Raw genomic sequence first — 14,894 nt, 5'->3', positions numbered from 1 at the left:
CCTTATGACTTACTAGTGACGTCAATTTCGGCAGGACAAATAATTTCGTCCAAGTGGGCGTCACCCTTTTTAGGCAAAGATTTTTTATAAGCTTTCCATCCTCGGTGGATGATGGTGCCGCTGAAAGGGGGAGTGCCCTGTAAGTGTCCTACAAGCTTGTACATGGAAGGATCGTACCCCGCCGTTATTTGAATTTTAGAGCCTTCACTTTCATCCAAGAGGGGGCGTATCGCCACCAAATCAGCAAGGGTTTTTTGACACTCTTGGTGAATTTGCCGTACTGCTGCGCCCACTTGAGCATCATCGAAAGAAGAAATGTCTTCTTGAATAAAGTCCACAAATCTCCCTGTCCTTTGCAAGATGGCCAGTAATCGCAGATGAGAAGGATCCGATTCTTGCTGTGGCAGTTGCTTATGAGGAGTTTGCCCCTCCAAGAATTGTTGGGCTCCTTGAGGGTCTTTAAACGCTTTAAAAAAAACTTTAAACGCTGTAAGTAGTCCCATGTAAATTCCTATTGTTAGGCTTCGTTGATTAAGGTCTCAAGTTCAGGCAAATGAAATGCTTCGTAAGGAGAAGAGATCCAGCCTCCTTGAATGAGAATTTCCAAAAGAAGCGTACATGTAAAGAATAAAAAGAGGAGGGCCAAGAGAGGTTTGCCTCCAGGAACTTTAAAAGAACCCTTTAAATTCATCCAGTAACGGCCAATCCAAACCATGAGGATAGGAAGCATTCCATTTAAAATAGAGTCTCCAAAGCCGCCTGAAGTTTCTAAGGCCACGATAAAAATACGGTCAAATTTGACAGCTAACAGAAGGGTGGGAAGGGCAATTAAAATGCTGAGCAAAAATTTCCCCATGCCTTCTTTTTTGATCGAAAGACCATCTGCAAGAAAATCGAACAATCCCAAGGTCATCCCTAAAAAAGAGGTGGCGATAGCAAAAAAAGCAAAAAATTCCGCCACATTGCAAAACCAGCTGCCGAAGGCATGCTGATGCAAACATTGGGTGGCAAGTTCTCCTTTAATCAAGGCCGCCGCTAGTCCATTGTGTCCTCCGACAGGGACAATCCCTAAGATAAGAGATTGCCAGATGGCGTAAATAATAAAAGCGATAGATGTGCCGCCCATAATGGCCCAGCGCAATGCGTTTGGATGGCTTTTTAGGTAAGGAGTCAGACTGGGGACCATGGTTTGAAAACTAAAAGCAGTCAATAAAAAGGGGACAGCGAAAAGAGAAACGCCCCATTTTTGATGGCTTAGCAGCACCGATTGGATTTCATCAATCCCGACGACTACCAGTCCAAAATACGCCGCAATCATGGCTATAAATAAAATCGTATTAACCTTTCCTACAAACCGATTCCCCAAATAAATCACAGAGCTGAAGAGGGCCACAAAAATTAAAGCTCCCATTTCTTTGCTTACTTGAAGATTAAAATAAGATCCTAGGGCTGAAGCGATTTGAATGCCTCCTCCTGCTGTATAAGCCACGATAGAAGCATAGCAAATAAAAAGATAAAGGAACCAGCTGACGCCTTTTCCCAAGGGACCTAAAATTTTGTTGGTCATGGTAATGACATGGGCTCCTTCGTCGAACCAAAGGCTGACCTCCACCAGAAAAAGAGCTGTGAGGGTCATGGCTAACCAGCAAATCGCCATGATACAAAGCGACGGCACGAATCCGCTGACGCCCGTGGCCACAGGTAAGGCAAGCATTCCACCCCCAATACAGGTTCCAGCCACTAACAGCATAGCTGAAAAAATACTTCCTCTTGAAATGGGCTGTTGTTGCTCCACATAAATCCTTTATGTTGATTATCTAAAAGGACAAAAGTTTAATCTTAAACTCAATTGTATGCAAGTTAAAAGGATATCAAAAATTATTTGCGTTACCGAGGCAAATGAGGTGATTTTGCACATTTCCTGTGACTTCCACTTTATGGTGAGGATGGATAAAGACATTGTATTCCAAACGAAGGCCAAATTCATTGGGCAGATAAATGCCTGGTTCAATAGAAAAACAAGTCTGAGGTAACAAAAATCGTTGATCCTGGGTTTCAAAGTTGTCTAAATGAGCGCCTGGGCCATGGTCCTCTTCTCCAATATTGTGTCCAGTCCGGTGAATAAAGTAAGACCCAAAGCCTGCCTTTGTGATCACCTCTCGGCAGGCTTGGTCTGCCTGCCATCCCATAACAGCAAGACGGTTTTCAATATTTTCTCGAATAAAGTGGGTGGCGGAATCTCGAGCTTCTTTGACAATATTGAAAATCCTTTGTTGTTTATCAGTAGGAGTGGCGGCAGCGACGCCTACTTGAGTAATATCTGCATACACGGCATGAGGGAGGTTTTGTTTGCACCAAAGATCGATCAGTATAAAATCGCCAGGTCGAATTTCAGCGAAATGCTTAGCATCTGGGGAGTAGTGAGGATTGGCAGAATGGGCATTGACAGCACAAATTGGCGGGTCAGAGGTAATGCAGCCTTGCTCCTTGATATTTTCCAAAATGAATTGTTGCACATCAAATTCTGTCATTTTTTGGCTTGTTCTAAGGCTCTTTGCAATTTTTTCCCAAGCTAATTTTACGCTATTTTCTAAAACCAGCAGAGCGTGGCGATGTGTTTGAAGTTGAAAAGGTGTCCAGGTACTTGTATAAGCTTGTAAAAGATTTGCCGAGCTAACCACCTCCACGCCATAAGAACGAATCATTTCAAGGGTTCCAGCATCTACCTTAGATACCGCTGGAATAGCATTTTTAGGTGAATACTCCATGGCAATTTTCTTTTTATTCAAAAGAAGCTTAGCCAATTTTTCTTCCAGTTCAGACCATGAATGATAGACTAAGCTTTCACCTGGCAAATGTTCTAAAAGATGAGATTCGATGGCACTGACGATTTTAATTGGAAAGCCCGTTTGGGGGATCCAATAAAAAAAGCGCCTTGTTAAATTGGCTTCCAAGGAGATTTTGAGGAATTGGCAGGCGAGAGGATTTGAGCGTCGAAAATCATAAAGCAGCCAACCATCTAAGGCGTCATTTTTAAGTTTGCGTTGAACATCCAGTAAAGCCTTCTGAAATGGCATGCGACCTCAGCATAAAGTAATAATAATTGCTGTGAAAATAGGTTTACAAAAAACAAATGAGATTTTAAGATCTCATCTATAATAAGACGTAAAAGTTGTTTTCGAATGCTAAACATATCAAATCTCACATTTTCCTATGAAGGAAAGAAAATCCTTAAAAATCTTTCTTTGAAGCTGAGAAAAGGAGAAAGCGGGGCCTTGATAGGGACTTCTGGATCTGGTAAGTCAACTTTATTTAAAGTATTGACAGGCCTCCTTTCTCCAGAGTCTGGAAAGGTTTTAATTGATGGCCAACCTTTATCTGAAAAAGATGATCTGATCGCTTACATGATGCAGGAAGATTTGCTTCTTCCTTGGCGCACAGTTTTACGCAATATGACGCTGAGTGCAGAACTTGGAAAAAAAACATCCGGTTCTATTCCGTTAGTAAGGGAAGAAGCGCGCCGCTTATTGCAGTTGTTTGGGTTATCCGGTTGCGAAGAAAAATTTCCGGATGAGCTGTCAGGGGGAATGCGCCAAAGAGTTTCGCTAGCGCGCGCTTTAATTTTAAATAGACCTGTTTTGCTTTTAGACGAACCTTTTGCCTCTCTCGATGTCGTTTTAAGAGAGCAGATGTATGTTTTTTTGCGAAACGTTCAGCAGCAATTTGAAACAACCATTTTGATGGTGACGCATGATTTTCATGACGCACTCGCGATGGCAGACCGTGTATTTTTGCTTCGAGAAGGACAAATTTCCCAGGAATGGACCATTCATCCCGAAGATCGCCACAATCCTGAGCGCGCAGGATATTTGATGCATCAATTGCGGCAAGCTTTACATCAAGTGGAGCAGTCTCAAGATTTACCTACATTTTAAGTGAAGTGTCTATCGGTTGTTTCCTAAAAAATTTCAGTAAATGTGCCAATGTTTTATATTAAGCTTAATTGGATCCTAAGAATGCGAGCACCTTCCAGGAAAAATGAAGAAAATTTACTTGCTTCCCAATATTATCACGGCATTTAGCTTAACTTGTGGGCTGTTTGTGATTTTTAAAATGACCATGATTAACTTTGGCCAAGTTGATCAGCACATTTTGACTGCGACAGCCGGGATTATGCTTCTTGCAGCTTTAGCAGATTTGTTAGATGGGGCGGTGGCTCGGGCTATGAAAGCTGAAAGTGAATTTGGGGGCATTTTTGACTCTTTAGCTGATGCCATCACCTTTGGCGTGGGGCCTGCCGTGATCGTATTGAAGACGGCTAGCCTAGAACAGGGCTCGGAATTATCTGCTTTTTTAACAATTGCCGCTATGATTTTTTCCGTATGCGGAGTGTTAAGATTAGCGCGTTATAATGCATCTGCACAGCTAGCTCGAGGCGATGAAGAGCTTTTGGCTGCTAATAAAAGAAACTTTACAGGTTTACCTATTCCTGCGGCAGCCGCGGCTATGGTGTCGGCAAATCTCTTTTTAGTGTCGGACGATTTTAATCATTTATTTTCCATGGGCCTCGAAACAAGAATAGGGTTTCTTGTCTCCGCTTTTGTGGTTTTAGGCTATTTTATGATTAGCCGATGGAAATTTCCCAGTTTTAAAAGTTTGGATGTAAAAGTCGCCTCCTTTCAATTAGTTTTTTACATTGTTGTGGCTGCGGTCTTGATTTTTTATGGAATCGTTCAACATTTTTCCCTTTTATTTTTTGTGTTGTCCTGGACGTATGTTTTAATTGCTTGGACGCTTTCTCTTATCCGCTTGATTTCAGGAAAAAAATCAAAAACCTTAGAGGATTTTGAGCCCGAGCCAGAGGAAACAGATTGGCATGAGTAGAGAAGCGCGGCGTTAATCATACAATCTGACAAGCCCGACAACAATTCCCTGGATAACAAGGTCTTCCAAATGGATCATAATAGGGGATTGCGTGGAGTCTTGCCCTACTAAGCGAACATATTGGCCTTCTGGATAATAGCGCTTAATGAATGTTTCCTGTTCATTTAGCAAGGCGACAATCCACTCTCCTGAACAAGCCTCTCTGCCCGTTTCCACAATTAAAAGATCGCCATCGCTAATCATTTCGTCATTTAGGGAATTTCCCTGCGCCCGAAGGATGTAGCTCGCCTCTGTATCTTGGACTAGATATCGAGGGACTGCAAGTTTTTGAGCTTTTGGAAAAATTTCTACCGGAAATCCTGCCGAAATATGCCCAATAAAAGCGAGCTCTACTTCATTTTGACAAGGAGAAGGGTGGTTATTTTCTACGGGTTTTAAAGAGCGGCTGCATTTTTTCTCCGATGTTAAGAGCCCTTTTCGCTTCAAGACTTGCAAATGTTTGGAAACTGAGCCTAGTGAAGAATACCCAAATTTATGCATGATTTCTCGATAGCTCGGTGAAAATCGATGCAAACGGATAAACTCTTGGATGTATTCCAAAATCTCTTGTTGCCGCTTAGTAAGTCCTTTCATGATTTTTCCCATGTAATAACCAGTTAATGCTGAGAGTACACCACCACATGATTAAGCCAGAGAAAAGAACGTCCGAAAAGAAATGCCCTCCTTGTGCAATGCGGGTGAGGCTAAGCAACGTTCCCAAAATAAGCGTGCAGACGATCCCTGTATAAACTAAAACTTTTTTGTTTAAAGCGCTGCCTAAAACTATTAACGCCACAAAATAAAATCCCATCGAGCTGTGCCCGCTGGGGAAAGATTTTGCCTCTTCCGCTTGTTTGGCAAAGTGAGGAAGATAATAGGGACGGAAATGAAGTTGTCCCCCGAATTCAGTTGTCTGGCGCGGTCGCGGTCTACCCCAATTGTCTTTTAGGATGGCGTGAACGATTAATCCAGATCCGATAGCGCATGTTAAAACAAGTAAAAGAGCACTGGATCTCCATTTTTTCCAGGCGGGAGTAAAAAAAGAGAGAGCCCAGACAATCAGAGCAACCATAGCTAGAAAAAGCCCTGGCCAGGTTCCATAGCAATAAGCCCATTGATAAACCAAGTTTGAAGAAAAATGCCCTGCTTTAACCGAGTAAAAATAGCGACTAATGGCTAAGTCTAGGTGGGCGGTAAAGGGGGTTAGGCAAAGCCATATCAGCAAAGGCCAGAGCCAACGTCTATGTCTTTTAAAATAGTGCATTTAAACTTCAATAGAAGCTGGTTCAGGCTGTGGCAAATTGTCTTTAAGCAAATAAACCATTCCGTAAAACAAGGGGGTGATACAAAAGGAAAGCATTAATTTGTACACATAGCAAGCTAAGATAATCTGAATGGTTTGAGGGATGTCTAGTTTCATTCCCATATAGAGAAGAATCCAATTTGCAATAAATGTGTCAATAAATTGAGAAACAACAATGGCTCCATTGTTTCTAAGCCATAAATATTTTCCCTTAGTCAGCTTTTTTATAAAGAGGAAAAGCCTGATCTCAAGGCTTTGGGAGACAATATAGGCTAGCAGCGAACCATAAATAGTAATTCCATTTAATCCAAAAGTCGTTTCGAAAGCTACTTGGACTTCATGGCTTAAAGCAGGAAGAGAAATGGCAAAATCAATAAAAAAATGGGTGACAAGAGCTAAGCCAAACCCCAGATAAATCATAAAGCGCGCTTCGCGCGATCCATAAATTTCTGTGACCAGATTTCCCGCAAAAAATGTAAAGGGGTAACAAATCATTCCAACTGGCAAGTACAAATGGGAGCTAAATGGAGCCGGAAAGAGCTTAGCGGATAAAATGGTGGAAAGGACGACAACCAGACAAAAAAATGAAACAATTCCTATATAAAACTTTTCTTTCATAATGATTTTAAAATTTACTAGTTTGAAGTCTATTCAAAGGACAATACATAATAAGCTGGATAAGCAAAGTGATGATTAGGCCTTGGCGAGGCGTGAATGGTCACTGTTTGCCCGATCTTATCCTGAAGAGAGGTGTCAGTGGTGTAAAGATAGGCTATCGGTAGATGGGTTGCTTGATTGATCAAGATAAAATCCCCCGGTTTATTTTTAATAGAGCGAGCATAAGGTTCAACAATCCCAGTTAAAAGTACGTGGCTTTTTTCTTGTTCTTCGTAAAACTCATCCAGAGTTCCTTCCTCACCTCGCTCTGCCATCCACTCTTCAAATCTTTGTTGCTCAATGGAAGCCCACTGTAAAGAGGGTGTTTTAACTTTTGACTGATTGGCTGATGGGGTGATGGGAGTTGGTGCTAGGTTTTGGGTGGCTAATTCTTTTTCAAGTTGAGCAAGTTTATGCTGTTTCTCTTCTAACTCAGAAGCGAGTTGGTAATGCTTAGTTTGCCAATTTTGAGAAGGATCTGGGGTTTTGCTTTCTAGGTAAGCCACTTTTTTACGCAGATAGATTTCTTGGCTGTGTCTTAGAAAATCTCGTGCTTGGGCTGCGAGTTCAGGTAAATCTGTGTATTCTTTCGAGATTTGGTTAAGGTTTTGAAATAAAGGCTCAACATGCATGCTTTCAAAAGTTTTTTGCAGTTCTGCTTGGAGGGCTAGCGTTGTTTGGCTAAGGGCGGAGGTGGCCTCCTGTTTTCGTTTTTCAATTTTAGCCATTAAATCGGCAGGACCTATTTTTTCTATGTAATCTTTTGCAATATAAAAGCGGACATGCTTAGGAGGGGCGATTTCAAGCCATTTGGGGTTAGATGCGCTAATGGATCCCTCAACCTGGTCCCCTGTATTTAATTGGGTAATAGTGGGGGCTTCTAAAGAGGGAGCTAAACGTACATTCACTTTATGCCCTTCGACGATATTATCTAATACGAAAGTGCGGAAAATGTAGGCCTTCGTTTCCTCAGGGGGAAGGATCGCATAAAATTCATCCGTTTCTCCTGTTACAATAACCATCTCTCCCCTTACCATTTCCTTTAAAATGGGACTTTCCGTGCATGGCTCAAGTCTTATTCTCACCTTATCGCGCATCACTTTACCCGTAAAAGCAGAAAAAGGGTGGGCAGAAAGCCCTGCCGGGTTGGCTGCTAGCAAAGGGGAATGAAGAGCTCCAATTAAAGTGGAACAAACGAAAACAAGGGTGGCGGAGATTTTGGACATGGTCTGCTCCAGGGTAATAAAGACAGTGGGTAAAAAGAGATATTAGGACTTTTGAGGTTTTAAGACAAGTAAGGATCAAGGAAAAAATCACTCTTTGCTAAAGCCTATAGAAAGTTAATATTCGCTTAAAAGGAAGCTTTTATTGGCGAAAATTTAGAAACTTTTGACAAAAACAATTAAGGGGATTAAGAAAATAAGCTAGGAGCAAAGTTAAAAAAGATCCATCTAAAGTTCAGCTTATGATTTTATTAAGTCAAAGAAGATAGCATATAAGGGTTTAAATAAGGGTGGGGTGAAAAAGTAGAAGGGGTTTACCCGTAAAAGTTTGTGAGGCTTGTTATGACTCTTCTTCAAGAAAAAGGGCTTGTCTTCATGATTTAGGGGAGGATGACCATGGAATAAGCAGATAAGCCTCTTCTTTTTAAGGATTTTAAAGGCAGATAAAGCTTCAGGCCACGAGTGGGTTTTGACATAAAAAAGGAGGTTTAAATGAATTCTCTACAAAATTTTATAAGGTGTGAGGAATTTTGCGCGGCTCATCCTTCTGGGAGGTTTCTGATTCAAGTTAACGAAGAGACTACCGAAGCAGAATTCAAACAATTCCTTGCAGATAACCCAGATTATAAGCTTGAATACTGCGCGCCGGCCCTGAGTTCTCATGCCTTAAGTCGAGCCGCTCTTGTAGGAAATGTGCCTTTGGTTCGGTATATTTTACAGAAGGAAGAGGGCAAGCGCTTGGTAAATGTGGGAGATGAAGATGGATGGACACCTTTGATTTTTGCTGCAAAAGGTCCTAAACAAACGGCGCACAAGGTTACAGAGCTGTTGTTGGCTAATGGAGCAAATCCAAATATTGCGACGAATGCGTTTGCTTCATATCCAGGTCTTGTGCCGGAAAATGCGACCCCCTTGTATGTGGCTGCTGAAAAGGCGAGAAATTTAAAATTAGTCAGGTTGCTTCTCTCGCATGGCGCAGTCTTGCATCCCCCTATTTCAGAAGAGGTTAAAACTTTTTTGAGGCGAGCATACTTAGAACTTGCGAAGGAAAAGCGAGCAATCTGAGACTTTGCTTTGCAATCGAGGATAAGTGCAAAAGGAAGAACACTCGAGTTCTTCCTTATTTTTTAATTTAGCTTTTTAAAACTGCTAGGATGTGTTCACAACCCGATTGACCGCAGGTGCAGCCTACGGGGTGTCCAAGATAAACGCTATATTTTTCTTGAAGATCCAGGCGTCGGACCACAGAAAATAGCTTATCGCCTGTTTGAACGATATCCCAATCAGAAAAGCGGAGGTCTTCTTCGGTTACTTCTACTTCTTCTGCGGGCTGAGACTCTGCACTTTCGAGTTCCTCATCGTGGTCTATGAGATGTTGATGAATCGCTCGAGCAATTTGGCAATGCATACAATTGCAGTGTGGTTCGGGTTGAGGGATATCTGCTTCGGTCTCAGGCGAGATAATCTTTGCAATCGCTCCAATTTTTCCAAGAATTTCTTCCGGTAAGTCGGGTGCGTCAGCATGGGCTGGGTTGTGCTGTAAGGCTGTTCCTATCCCATCTAGAGTGGAAAAACCCATTCGAAAAGGAAGTTCAATCTCATTGACTGTTCCCTTTGAAGAAAGCAAGGGTGAAGGTGCTGAGGGGTTAAGGGTCTCTTGCTCTAGAAAGGTGGCGTGGGTAGAAAAGATTTTTTCGATGATTTCTAAAGACAAACCGGGGATATTTACACTTTCACCGCTCATAAGAGTGACTACTAAGAGGAGTCCTTTCATCTGAAGGGAAGAAATGTTAGCCCAAGTGGTTGAAATATGAGGAGGGATACTTAAAATTTTATCTGTTATTTTCATATAAGCTCCTTTAACTTCTTTATCTACCTGAATTTCATATATTAGCTTAAAAGAAGACTTCTTGTCAAACTAAATTAGCAGTCAAATGGTTTGATTGCTGAATTAGCCAAAAATGGAAGGCTTCCTCTGCATTTTTGATTCGCACTTTTTTCCTTTCTTTCGTAAGCTTCGGCTCGTAGGCTTAAAATACGAAAGGCGTCCCCTTTAAAAACATTCTGGTAAAGGAGGTACTTGTGAAAAAAACATTTGTCTTGGATACTAATGTGATCCTGCATGACCCTGAAGCTCTTATCAAATTCCCTCGCCATCGCGTGGTTATCCCTGTGGCAGTATTAGAAGAACTCGACAAAATGAAGCGGTTACCCAATGATTTAGGAAAAAACTCGCGTGCTTTTTTTCGTTTTCTTGATTCTTTATCATCGCAAGGAAAGGGGGATTTGCACAATGGAATTCCTTTGTCAAATGAATCGGATGTGCGTATTGCTTTAGAGATAAAAAAGGATTACAAGGGAGATTTTCCTTTATCTACCACCGATAATAAAATCATTATGGCAGCTTATTTGCTTTTTGAAAGATCGGAAAAAGTCGTGTTTGTTTCAAAAGATTTTGCGGCTCGCATCAAAGCTGAAGCAATAGGCTTGGAGGCAGAAGATTATGAAAATTTAAAATACGCCTATCAGGCTATGTATCGGGGAAGCCGGCGGGTAACAGTAACTAAACATGAGGCGGACACTTTTCTCAAAGATGGTTTTATAAAGTTCCCTGATTTAGATTGCCGTCCAAATGAATACTTGCTGATGACATCGCCTGAAAATTCTTTAATGGCTGGGAAATATGACTCTGTGCGACAACAAGTTGAGCCGCTTCTAAAGCCTGTCAACATGTGGGGAATTAAACCTCGCAATATTGAACAGCGGTGTGCTGTTGATTTGTTATTGCGGGATGATATTAAATTAGTGACTTTGCTAGGTCCTGCTGGAACAGGAAAGACTTTGCTGGCTTTAGCTTGCGGGTTGAGAAAAGTTTTTGATGAAGGAATTTATTCCCGTATTTTAGTTAGCCGTCCTATTGTTCCTCTGGGAAGAGACATTGGGTATTTACCGGGTACCAAGGAAGAAAAATTGTTTCATTGGATGCAACCTATTTATGACAATTTAGAGTTTTTGTGCGAATCCCCTTCAGGCCAAGCCACAGACACTTTGCGCTGGGTAATGGAAAGTAAAAAAGTAGAAATGGAAGCTGTCGCTTATATTCGGGGACGCTCATTGCCCAAAATGTATATTATTGTAGATGAAGCGCAAAACTTAACGCCGCATGAAGTAAAAACCATTATTTCTAGGGCAGGGGAAGGGACAAAGGTCATTTTAACTGGAGATCCCACCCAAATCGACCATCCATATCTAGATAAAGATTCAAATGGGTTAACTTACGCTGTCGGTAGGTTTACAGATCAAAGAATTTATGGCCATATGTTCTTAGAAAAAACAGAAAGATCTGAGCTTGCGGCTCTCGCGGCGGAAATTTTGTAGGAACAATTAAAATAAAAAAGATTTTTTAGGTTATTCGTTAGCATAAACGTGGGATAATAAATAAGAAGAAAAAGTAGCAACTTTATTTACTTGTTGCGAAATTGAAAAATGGAGAGGACCATTGTATGGGAAAAAAAATTAAAGAAATTGATCCTTGCACCTTAAAGCGGTGGATGGATGATTCCCAAGTTATTTTAGTGGATGTTCGCGAGCAATGCGAGTATCAAGAAGAAAGAATTTCAAATTCTACTCTCTTACCCATTTCCCAATTTAAAGCTGACAAGGTTCCTTCTGCTCCATCAGCCAAAAAAGTTGTATTTTATTGCAAATCGGGGCATCGTTCTGCTTATGCGGCAGCTTGCTGGAGCGTTGAAAAACAAGGATCCGAAGCTTATAACTTGGCAGGTGGATTAGTTGCCTGGCAACATAAAGGCCTACCAGTAGAAAAAGGTTAAGGTAAGTCTTGCTTCCTTTTTCGCTCTATTTTAGCTTTGTTCGCCGAAGAGGACAAAGCTTTTTCAAATTTCATCCTTTCTTGCTTGCAGGGAGAAACAGGTTTTTCTAAACGATGGAATAAAAACTCGAAAAAGTTTATATTTCTCTCTTTATTCAAGAGATATGAACTAAAGTATTTCAGGGATGTTTCATTAAAAGGAGAACATATCGTGCGATTTATTGCAGAGTTTTTAATTGGGTATTTTTTTCGTTTTATCCTTTGGTTTAGATATAAGGTTACTTACAAAGGCTTAGAAAACTTAAATGCAAAGACTCTTAACAAGCCTGGCGGCGTTCTTTTTTTACCCAACCATCCAGCTGTTTTTGTAGATCCTGTTTTAACAACGTTGGGTATTATAGGAAAATTTCCTATTCGTCCCTTGGTGATCGAGTACATGTACTACAATCCCGCTATTAATTGGCTAATGCGTTTTGTGAAAGCCATCCCTGTTCCTAATTTTGAAACTTCTGGAAATAGCTTAAAGCGCAGTAAGAATGAAAAAGCGATACAGACTGTCGTTGAAGGCTTAAAACAGAAAGATAATTTCTTAATTTATCCCGGCGGCGGTTTGAAGCAAACCGCGCGCGAAGTTTTAGGGGGGAATTCAGGGGTTTATCGCATTTTACAAGGGGCTTCCGAAACGAATGTGGTGCTCGTGCGCGTTAAAGGTTTGTGGGGAAGCTCTTTCTCCCGCGCGTTGACAGGCGCCACCCCCAATATGTTTAAAGTGGTCACAGAGGGAATAAAAAGCGTACTCAAAAATCTTTTGTTTTTTACTCCTAGGCGCCAGGTTATCATTGAATATGAAGTAGCCCCAGCAGATTTACCTATTCAGGGGAGCCGCTTGGAATTCAATCGCTATTTGGAGCATTGGTACAATCGTCCAGATGGCCTTACGCAGCAAGAGGGAGAGTATCCGGGTGATTCTTTAATTTTTGTTTCCACAAGTATGTGGGGAGAAGTTTATCCTAAAATCACTGCGGAAGAGACAAAAGATGAATTAGACGTTGATATGCATGCCATTTCCCCCGAAATTCAAAAAAATGTGCTGAACAAATTACAAGAGATGACTCATATTCAGGCTGAAAAAATCCATCCAGACATGGCTTTATCATCCGATTTAGGGCTGGATTCTTTAGATATTTCCGAAATCCAAGTTTATTTAAAAGACCAGTTTAGTGTAGATGCTGTGCCTTTTAAAGAATTGACCACAGTTCGTAAGTTAATGGCCATAGCGTCAAAGCAAATCGTTTGCAAAGAGCAAGTTCAAGAGGAATATAAAGATTTCTCAAAATGGAATAAGAAGGTCCCTAAAGCCGAGGTGAATTTAGCGCCTGGCGAGACTATTCCAGAAGTCTTTCTCAATCAATGTGCAAAACAAGGAAAGGCGATTGCTTGTGCTGACGAGCGTTCAGGTATTTTAACTTATTCGCAGTTAAAAATGCGCGCGTTGTTATTAGCATCCTATATTCAAAAACTGCCTGGTAAACGTATTGGAATTATGCTTCCTGCCAGTGTACCTGCTTATGTGGCCATTTTAGCCACTCAGATTGCTGGGAAAATTCCTGTTTTGATCAATTGGACAGTAGGAGCTCGCCATTTAGAATCTGTTTTGCAGTTAGCGAATTTAGAAGTGGTTTTAAGCTCCTGGGCTTTTATCGATAAGTTACAAAATGCGGATTTAGCTCCTATAGAAAATAAATTAATCTTACTCGAAGATGTGCGGCATGAGTTTAGCTTAACTGACAAATTAAAAGCTCTTTGGCTGTCAAAAAGAGGGACCCAAGCAATCTTAAAGAAATTTAATACGCAAAATGTGAAAAAAGATGATGAGGCCGTCTTGCTTTTTACAAGTGGGACAGAAAGCCTTCCTAAGGGCGTTCCTTTAACGCATGAGAATTTGCTAAGTAACCAAAGAGAGATCTTCAGTATCATCAAAATCTATTCAGATGATATCTTTTATGGATTTTTGCCACCCTTTCATGCGTTTGGATTTAACATCTGTGGGATTTTATGCCTTTTGATAGGAGTGAGGGTGGTATACTCCCCAGACCCCACTAACGGCAAGGAGCTTGCTCGAAATGTGGAAAAATGGAAAGCAACTATTACGTGCGGGGCTCCTACCTTTTTGAGAGGAATGATTAAAGCCACAGAACCTGGGCAGTTAGATTCATTGCGCCTGTGTGTAACAGGAGCAGAAAAGGCTCCGCCTCAGTTGTTCCGTGAAATGGAACAAATCGGAAAGCTCGATGCTCTTCTGGAAGGATATGGAATCACGGAATGTTCTCCCATCTTAACCGCTAATGAAGTGGGTAAGCCTAATCGAGGGGTAGGAAAACCATTTCCAGGCATAGAAATTGCGATTGCGCATCCTGAAACTTACGCTTTTCTTCCCCAAGGTGAGCAAGGACTCATCCTTGCCAGAGGCCCTAATGTTTTTCATGGGTATCTAAATCCAGGGCTTGCCTCCCCCTTTGTCGAAATTGAGGGAAAAAAATGGTATAAGACAGGTGATTTAGGCTTTCTTGATCCCGAGGGCAACTTGTTTATTTCGGGAAGAATGAAGCGATTCATTAAAATTGGGGCTGAAATGGTTAGCTTACCAGCCATTGAAGATGTGCTGTTGCAAACCGCTCTAAAAAAGGGGTGGTCTACAGAAGAGGGGCCTATTCTTGCAGTTAACGCTAAAGAACAAGACGGAGGGAAAGCTAAACTCTTCTTATTTACCAAGTTTCCTACTACCTTGGATGAAGTGAATCAAGCTTTACGTGAAGCTGGTTTTAGCAATTTAGTTAGAATTTCCAACTTAATACAATTACCCGAACTTCCGTTAATGGGAAGTGGAAAAATTCATTATCGAGAACTGGAAGCCGCATATATGAATACGCAACCAGAAACATCTGAGTAAGGAACA

General features: G+C 41.3%; 14 protein-coding genes. 6 read left to right on the top strand and 8 right to left on the bottom strand.

What is annotated here, in order from left to right:
* Positions 1-2: 2 nt before the first annotated feature.
* The 3 genes from PARA125_RS06515 to PARA125_RS06505 all read right to left on the bottom strand — a co-directional run bounded on the left by PARA125_RS06515 (position 3) and on the right by PARA125_RS06505 (position 3,077).
* Positions 3-503 carry a DUF2760 domain-containing protein gene (locus PARA125_RS06515; protein WP_213157974.1) on the bottom strand — a complete coding sequence of 167 codons (501 nt, stop codon included), beginning with the start codon at positions 501-503 and terminating at the stop codon, positions 3-5.
* 14 nt (positions 504-517) lie between these two features.
* Positions 518-1,795 (bottom strand): amino acid permease, encoded by a 1,278-nt coding sequence (locus PARA125_RS06510; RefSeq protein ID WP_213157973.1) that lies wholly within the window; start codon positions 1,793-1,795, stop codon positions 518-520.
* 76 nt (positions 1,796-1,871) lie between these two features.
* Positions 1,872-3,077 (bottom strand): M24 family metallopeptidase, encoded by a 1,206-nt coding sequence (locus tag PARA125_RS06505; RefSeq protein WP_213157972.1) that lies wholly within the window; start codon positions 3,075-3,077, stop codon positions 1,872-1,874.
* Positions 3,078-3,182: 105 nt separating this feature from the next.
* Between PARA125_RS06505 and PARA125_RS06500 the strand changes: the two genes are divergently transcribed.
* Together PARA125_RS06500 and PARA125_RS06495 are read left to right on the top strand one after the other, a co-directional pair.
* The gene (locus PARA125_RS06500) at positions 3,183-3,935 is read left to right on the top strand and encodes an ABC transporter ATP-binding protein (RefSeq protein ID WP_213157971.1); all 753 of its coding nucleotides are present in this window, start codon (positions 3,183-3,185) and stop codon (positions 3,933-3,935) included.
* Positions 3,936-4,038: 103 nt separating this feature from the next.
* Positions 4,039-4,884: a CDP-alcohol phosphatidyltransferase family protein gene (locus tag PARA125_RS06495; RefSeq protein ID WP_213157970.1), complete on the top strand. Its 846-nt coding sequence runs from the start codon at positions 4,039-4,041 to the stop codon at positions 4,882-4,884.
* Positions 4,885-4,896: 12 nt separating this feature from the next.
* Here PARA125_RS06495 and lexA read toward each other — a convergent pair whose 3' ends face one another.
* Genes lexA through PARA125_RS06475 form a run of 4 tightly spaced genes read right to left on the bottom strand, consistent with a single transcriptional unit; the run spans position 4,897 to position 8,109 of the window.
* Positions 4,897-5,517 (bottom strand): transcriptional repressor LexA, encoded by a 621-nt coding sequence (lexA, locus tag PARA125_RS06490; protein ID WP_213157968.1) that lies wholly within the window; start codon positions 5,515-5,517, stop codon positions 4,897-4,899.
* Positions 5,501-6,187, bottom strand: a complete 687-nt coding sequence (locus tag PARA125_RS06485) for a phosphatase PAP2 family protein (protein WP_213157966.1) — start codon at positions 6,185-6,187, stop codon at positions 5,501-5,503. The genes lexA and PARA125_RS06485 overlap by 17 nt, the downstream gene beginning before the upstream one ends.
* Positions 6,188-6,844, bottom strand: coding sequence for a queuosine precursor transporter (locus PARA125_RS06480; RefSeq protein ID WP_213157964.1), 657 nt, complete (start codon positions 6,842-6,844; stop codon positions 6,188-6,190).
* 29 nt (positions 6,845-6,873) lie between these two features.
* A complete protein-coding gene (locus tag PARA125_RS06475; protein WP_213157962.1) occupies positions 6,874-8,109 on the bottom strand; it encodes an SH3 domain-containing protein in 1,236 nt (411 codons plus the stop codon).
* 489 nt (positions 8,110-8,598) lie between these two features.
* On the opposite strand from PARA125_RS06475, the gene PARA125_RS06470 reads away from it, so the two are divergent.
* Positions 8,599-9,171: an ankyrin repeat domain-containing protein gene (locus PARA125_RS06470; RefSeq protein WP_213157961.1), complete on the top strand. Its 573-nt coding sequence runs from the start codon at positions 8,599-8,601 to the stop codon at positions 9,169-9,171.
* A 67-nt stretch (positions 9,172-9,238) separates the two neighbouring features.
* On the opposite strand, the gene PARA125_RS06465 is transcribed toward PARA125_RS06470, so the two are convergent.
* Positions 9,239-9,955: a hypothetical protein gene (locus tag PARA125_RS06465; protein ID WP_213157960.1), complete on the bottom strand. Its 717-nt coding sequence runs from the start codon at positions 9,953-9,955 to the stop codon at positions 9,239-9,241.
* A 233-nt stretch (positions 9,956-10,188) separates the two neighbouring features.
* On the opposite strand from PARA125_RS06465, the gene PARA125_RS06460 reads away from it, so the two are divergent.
* The 3 genes from PARA125_RS06460 to PARA125_RS06450 all read left to right on the top strand — a co-directional run bounded on the left by PARA125_RS06460 (position 10,189) and on the right by PARA125_RS06450 (position 14,888).
* Positions 10,189-11,484, top strand: coding sequence for a PhoH family protein (locus PARA125_RS06460; RefSeq protein WP_213157959.1), 1,296 nt, complete (start codon positions 10,189-10,191; stop codon positions 11,482-11,484).
* A gap of 125 nt (positions 11,485-11,609) precedes the next feature.
* Entirely contained in the window at positions 11,610-11,939 is a 330-nt protein-coding gene (locus tag PARA125_RS06455; RefSeq protein ID WP_213157958.1) for a rhodanese-like domain-containing protein, read from the top strand.
* A gap of 210 nt (positions 11,940-12,149) precedes the next feature.
* On the top strand, positions 12,150-14,888 hold the full coding sequence (locus tag PARA125_RS06450) for an AMP-binding protein (protein WP_213157957.1): 2,739 nt from the start codon (positions 12,150-12,152) through the stop codon (positions 14,886-14,888).
* Positions 14,889-14,894 lie beyond the last annotated feature (6 nt).

This window comes from Parachlamydia sp. AcF125 (assembly GCF_018342475.1).
Taxonomy (GTDB): domain Bacteria; phylum Chlamydiota; class Chlamydiia; order Chlamydiales; family Parachlamydiaceae; genus Parachlamydia.
The sequence above is the reverse complement of the archived record's forward strand: the minus strand, read 5'-3'. Positions and strand labels throughout refer to the sequence as shown.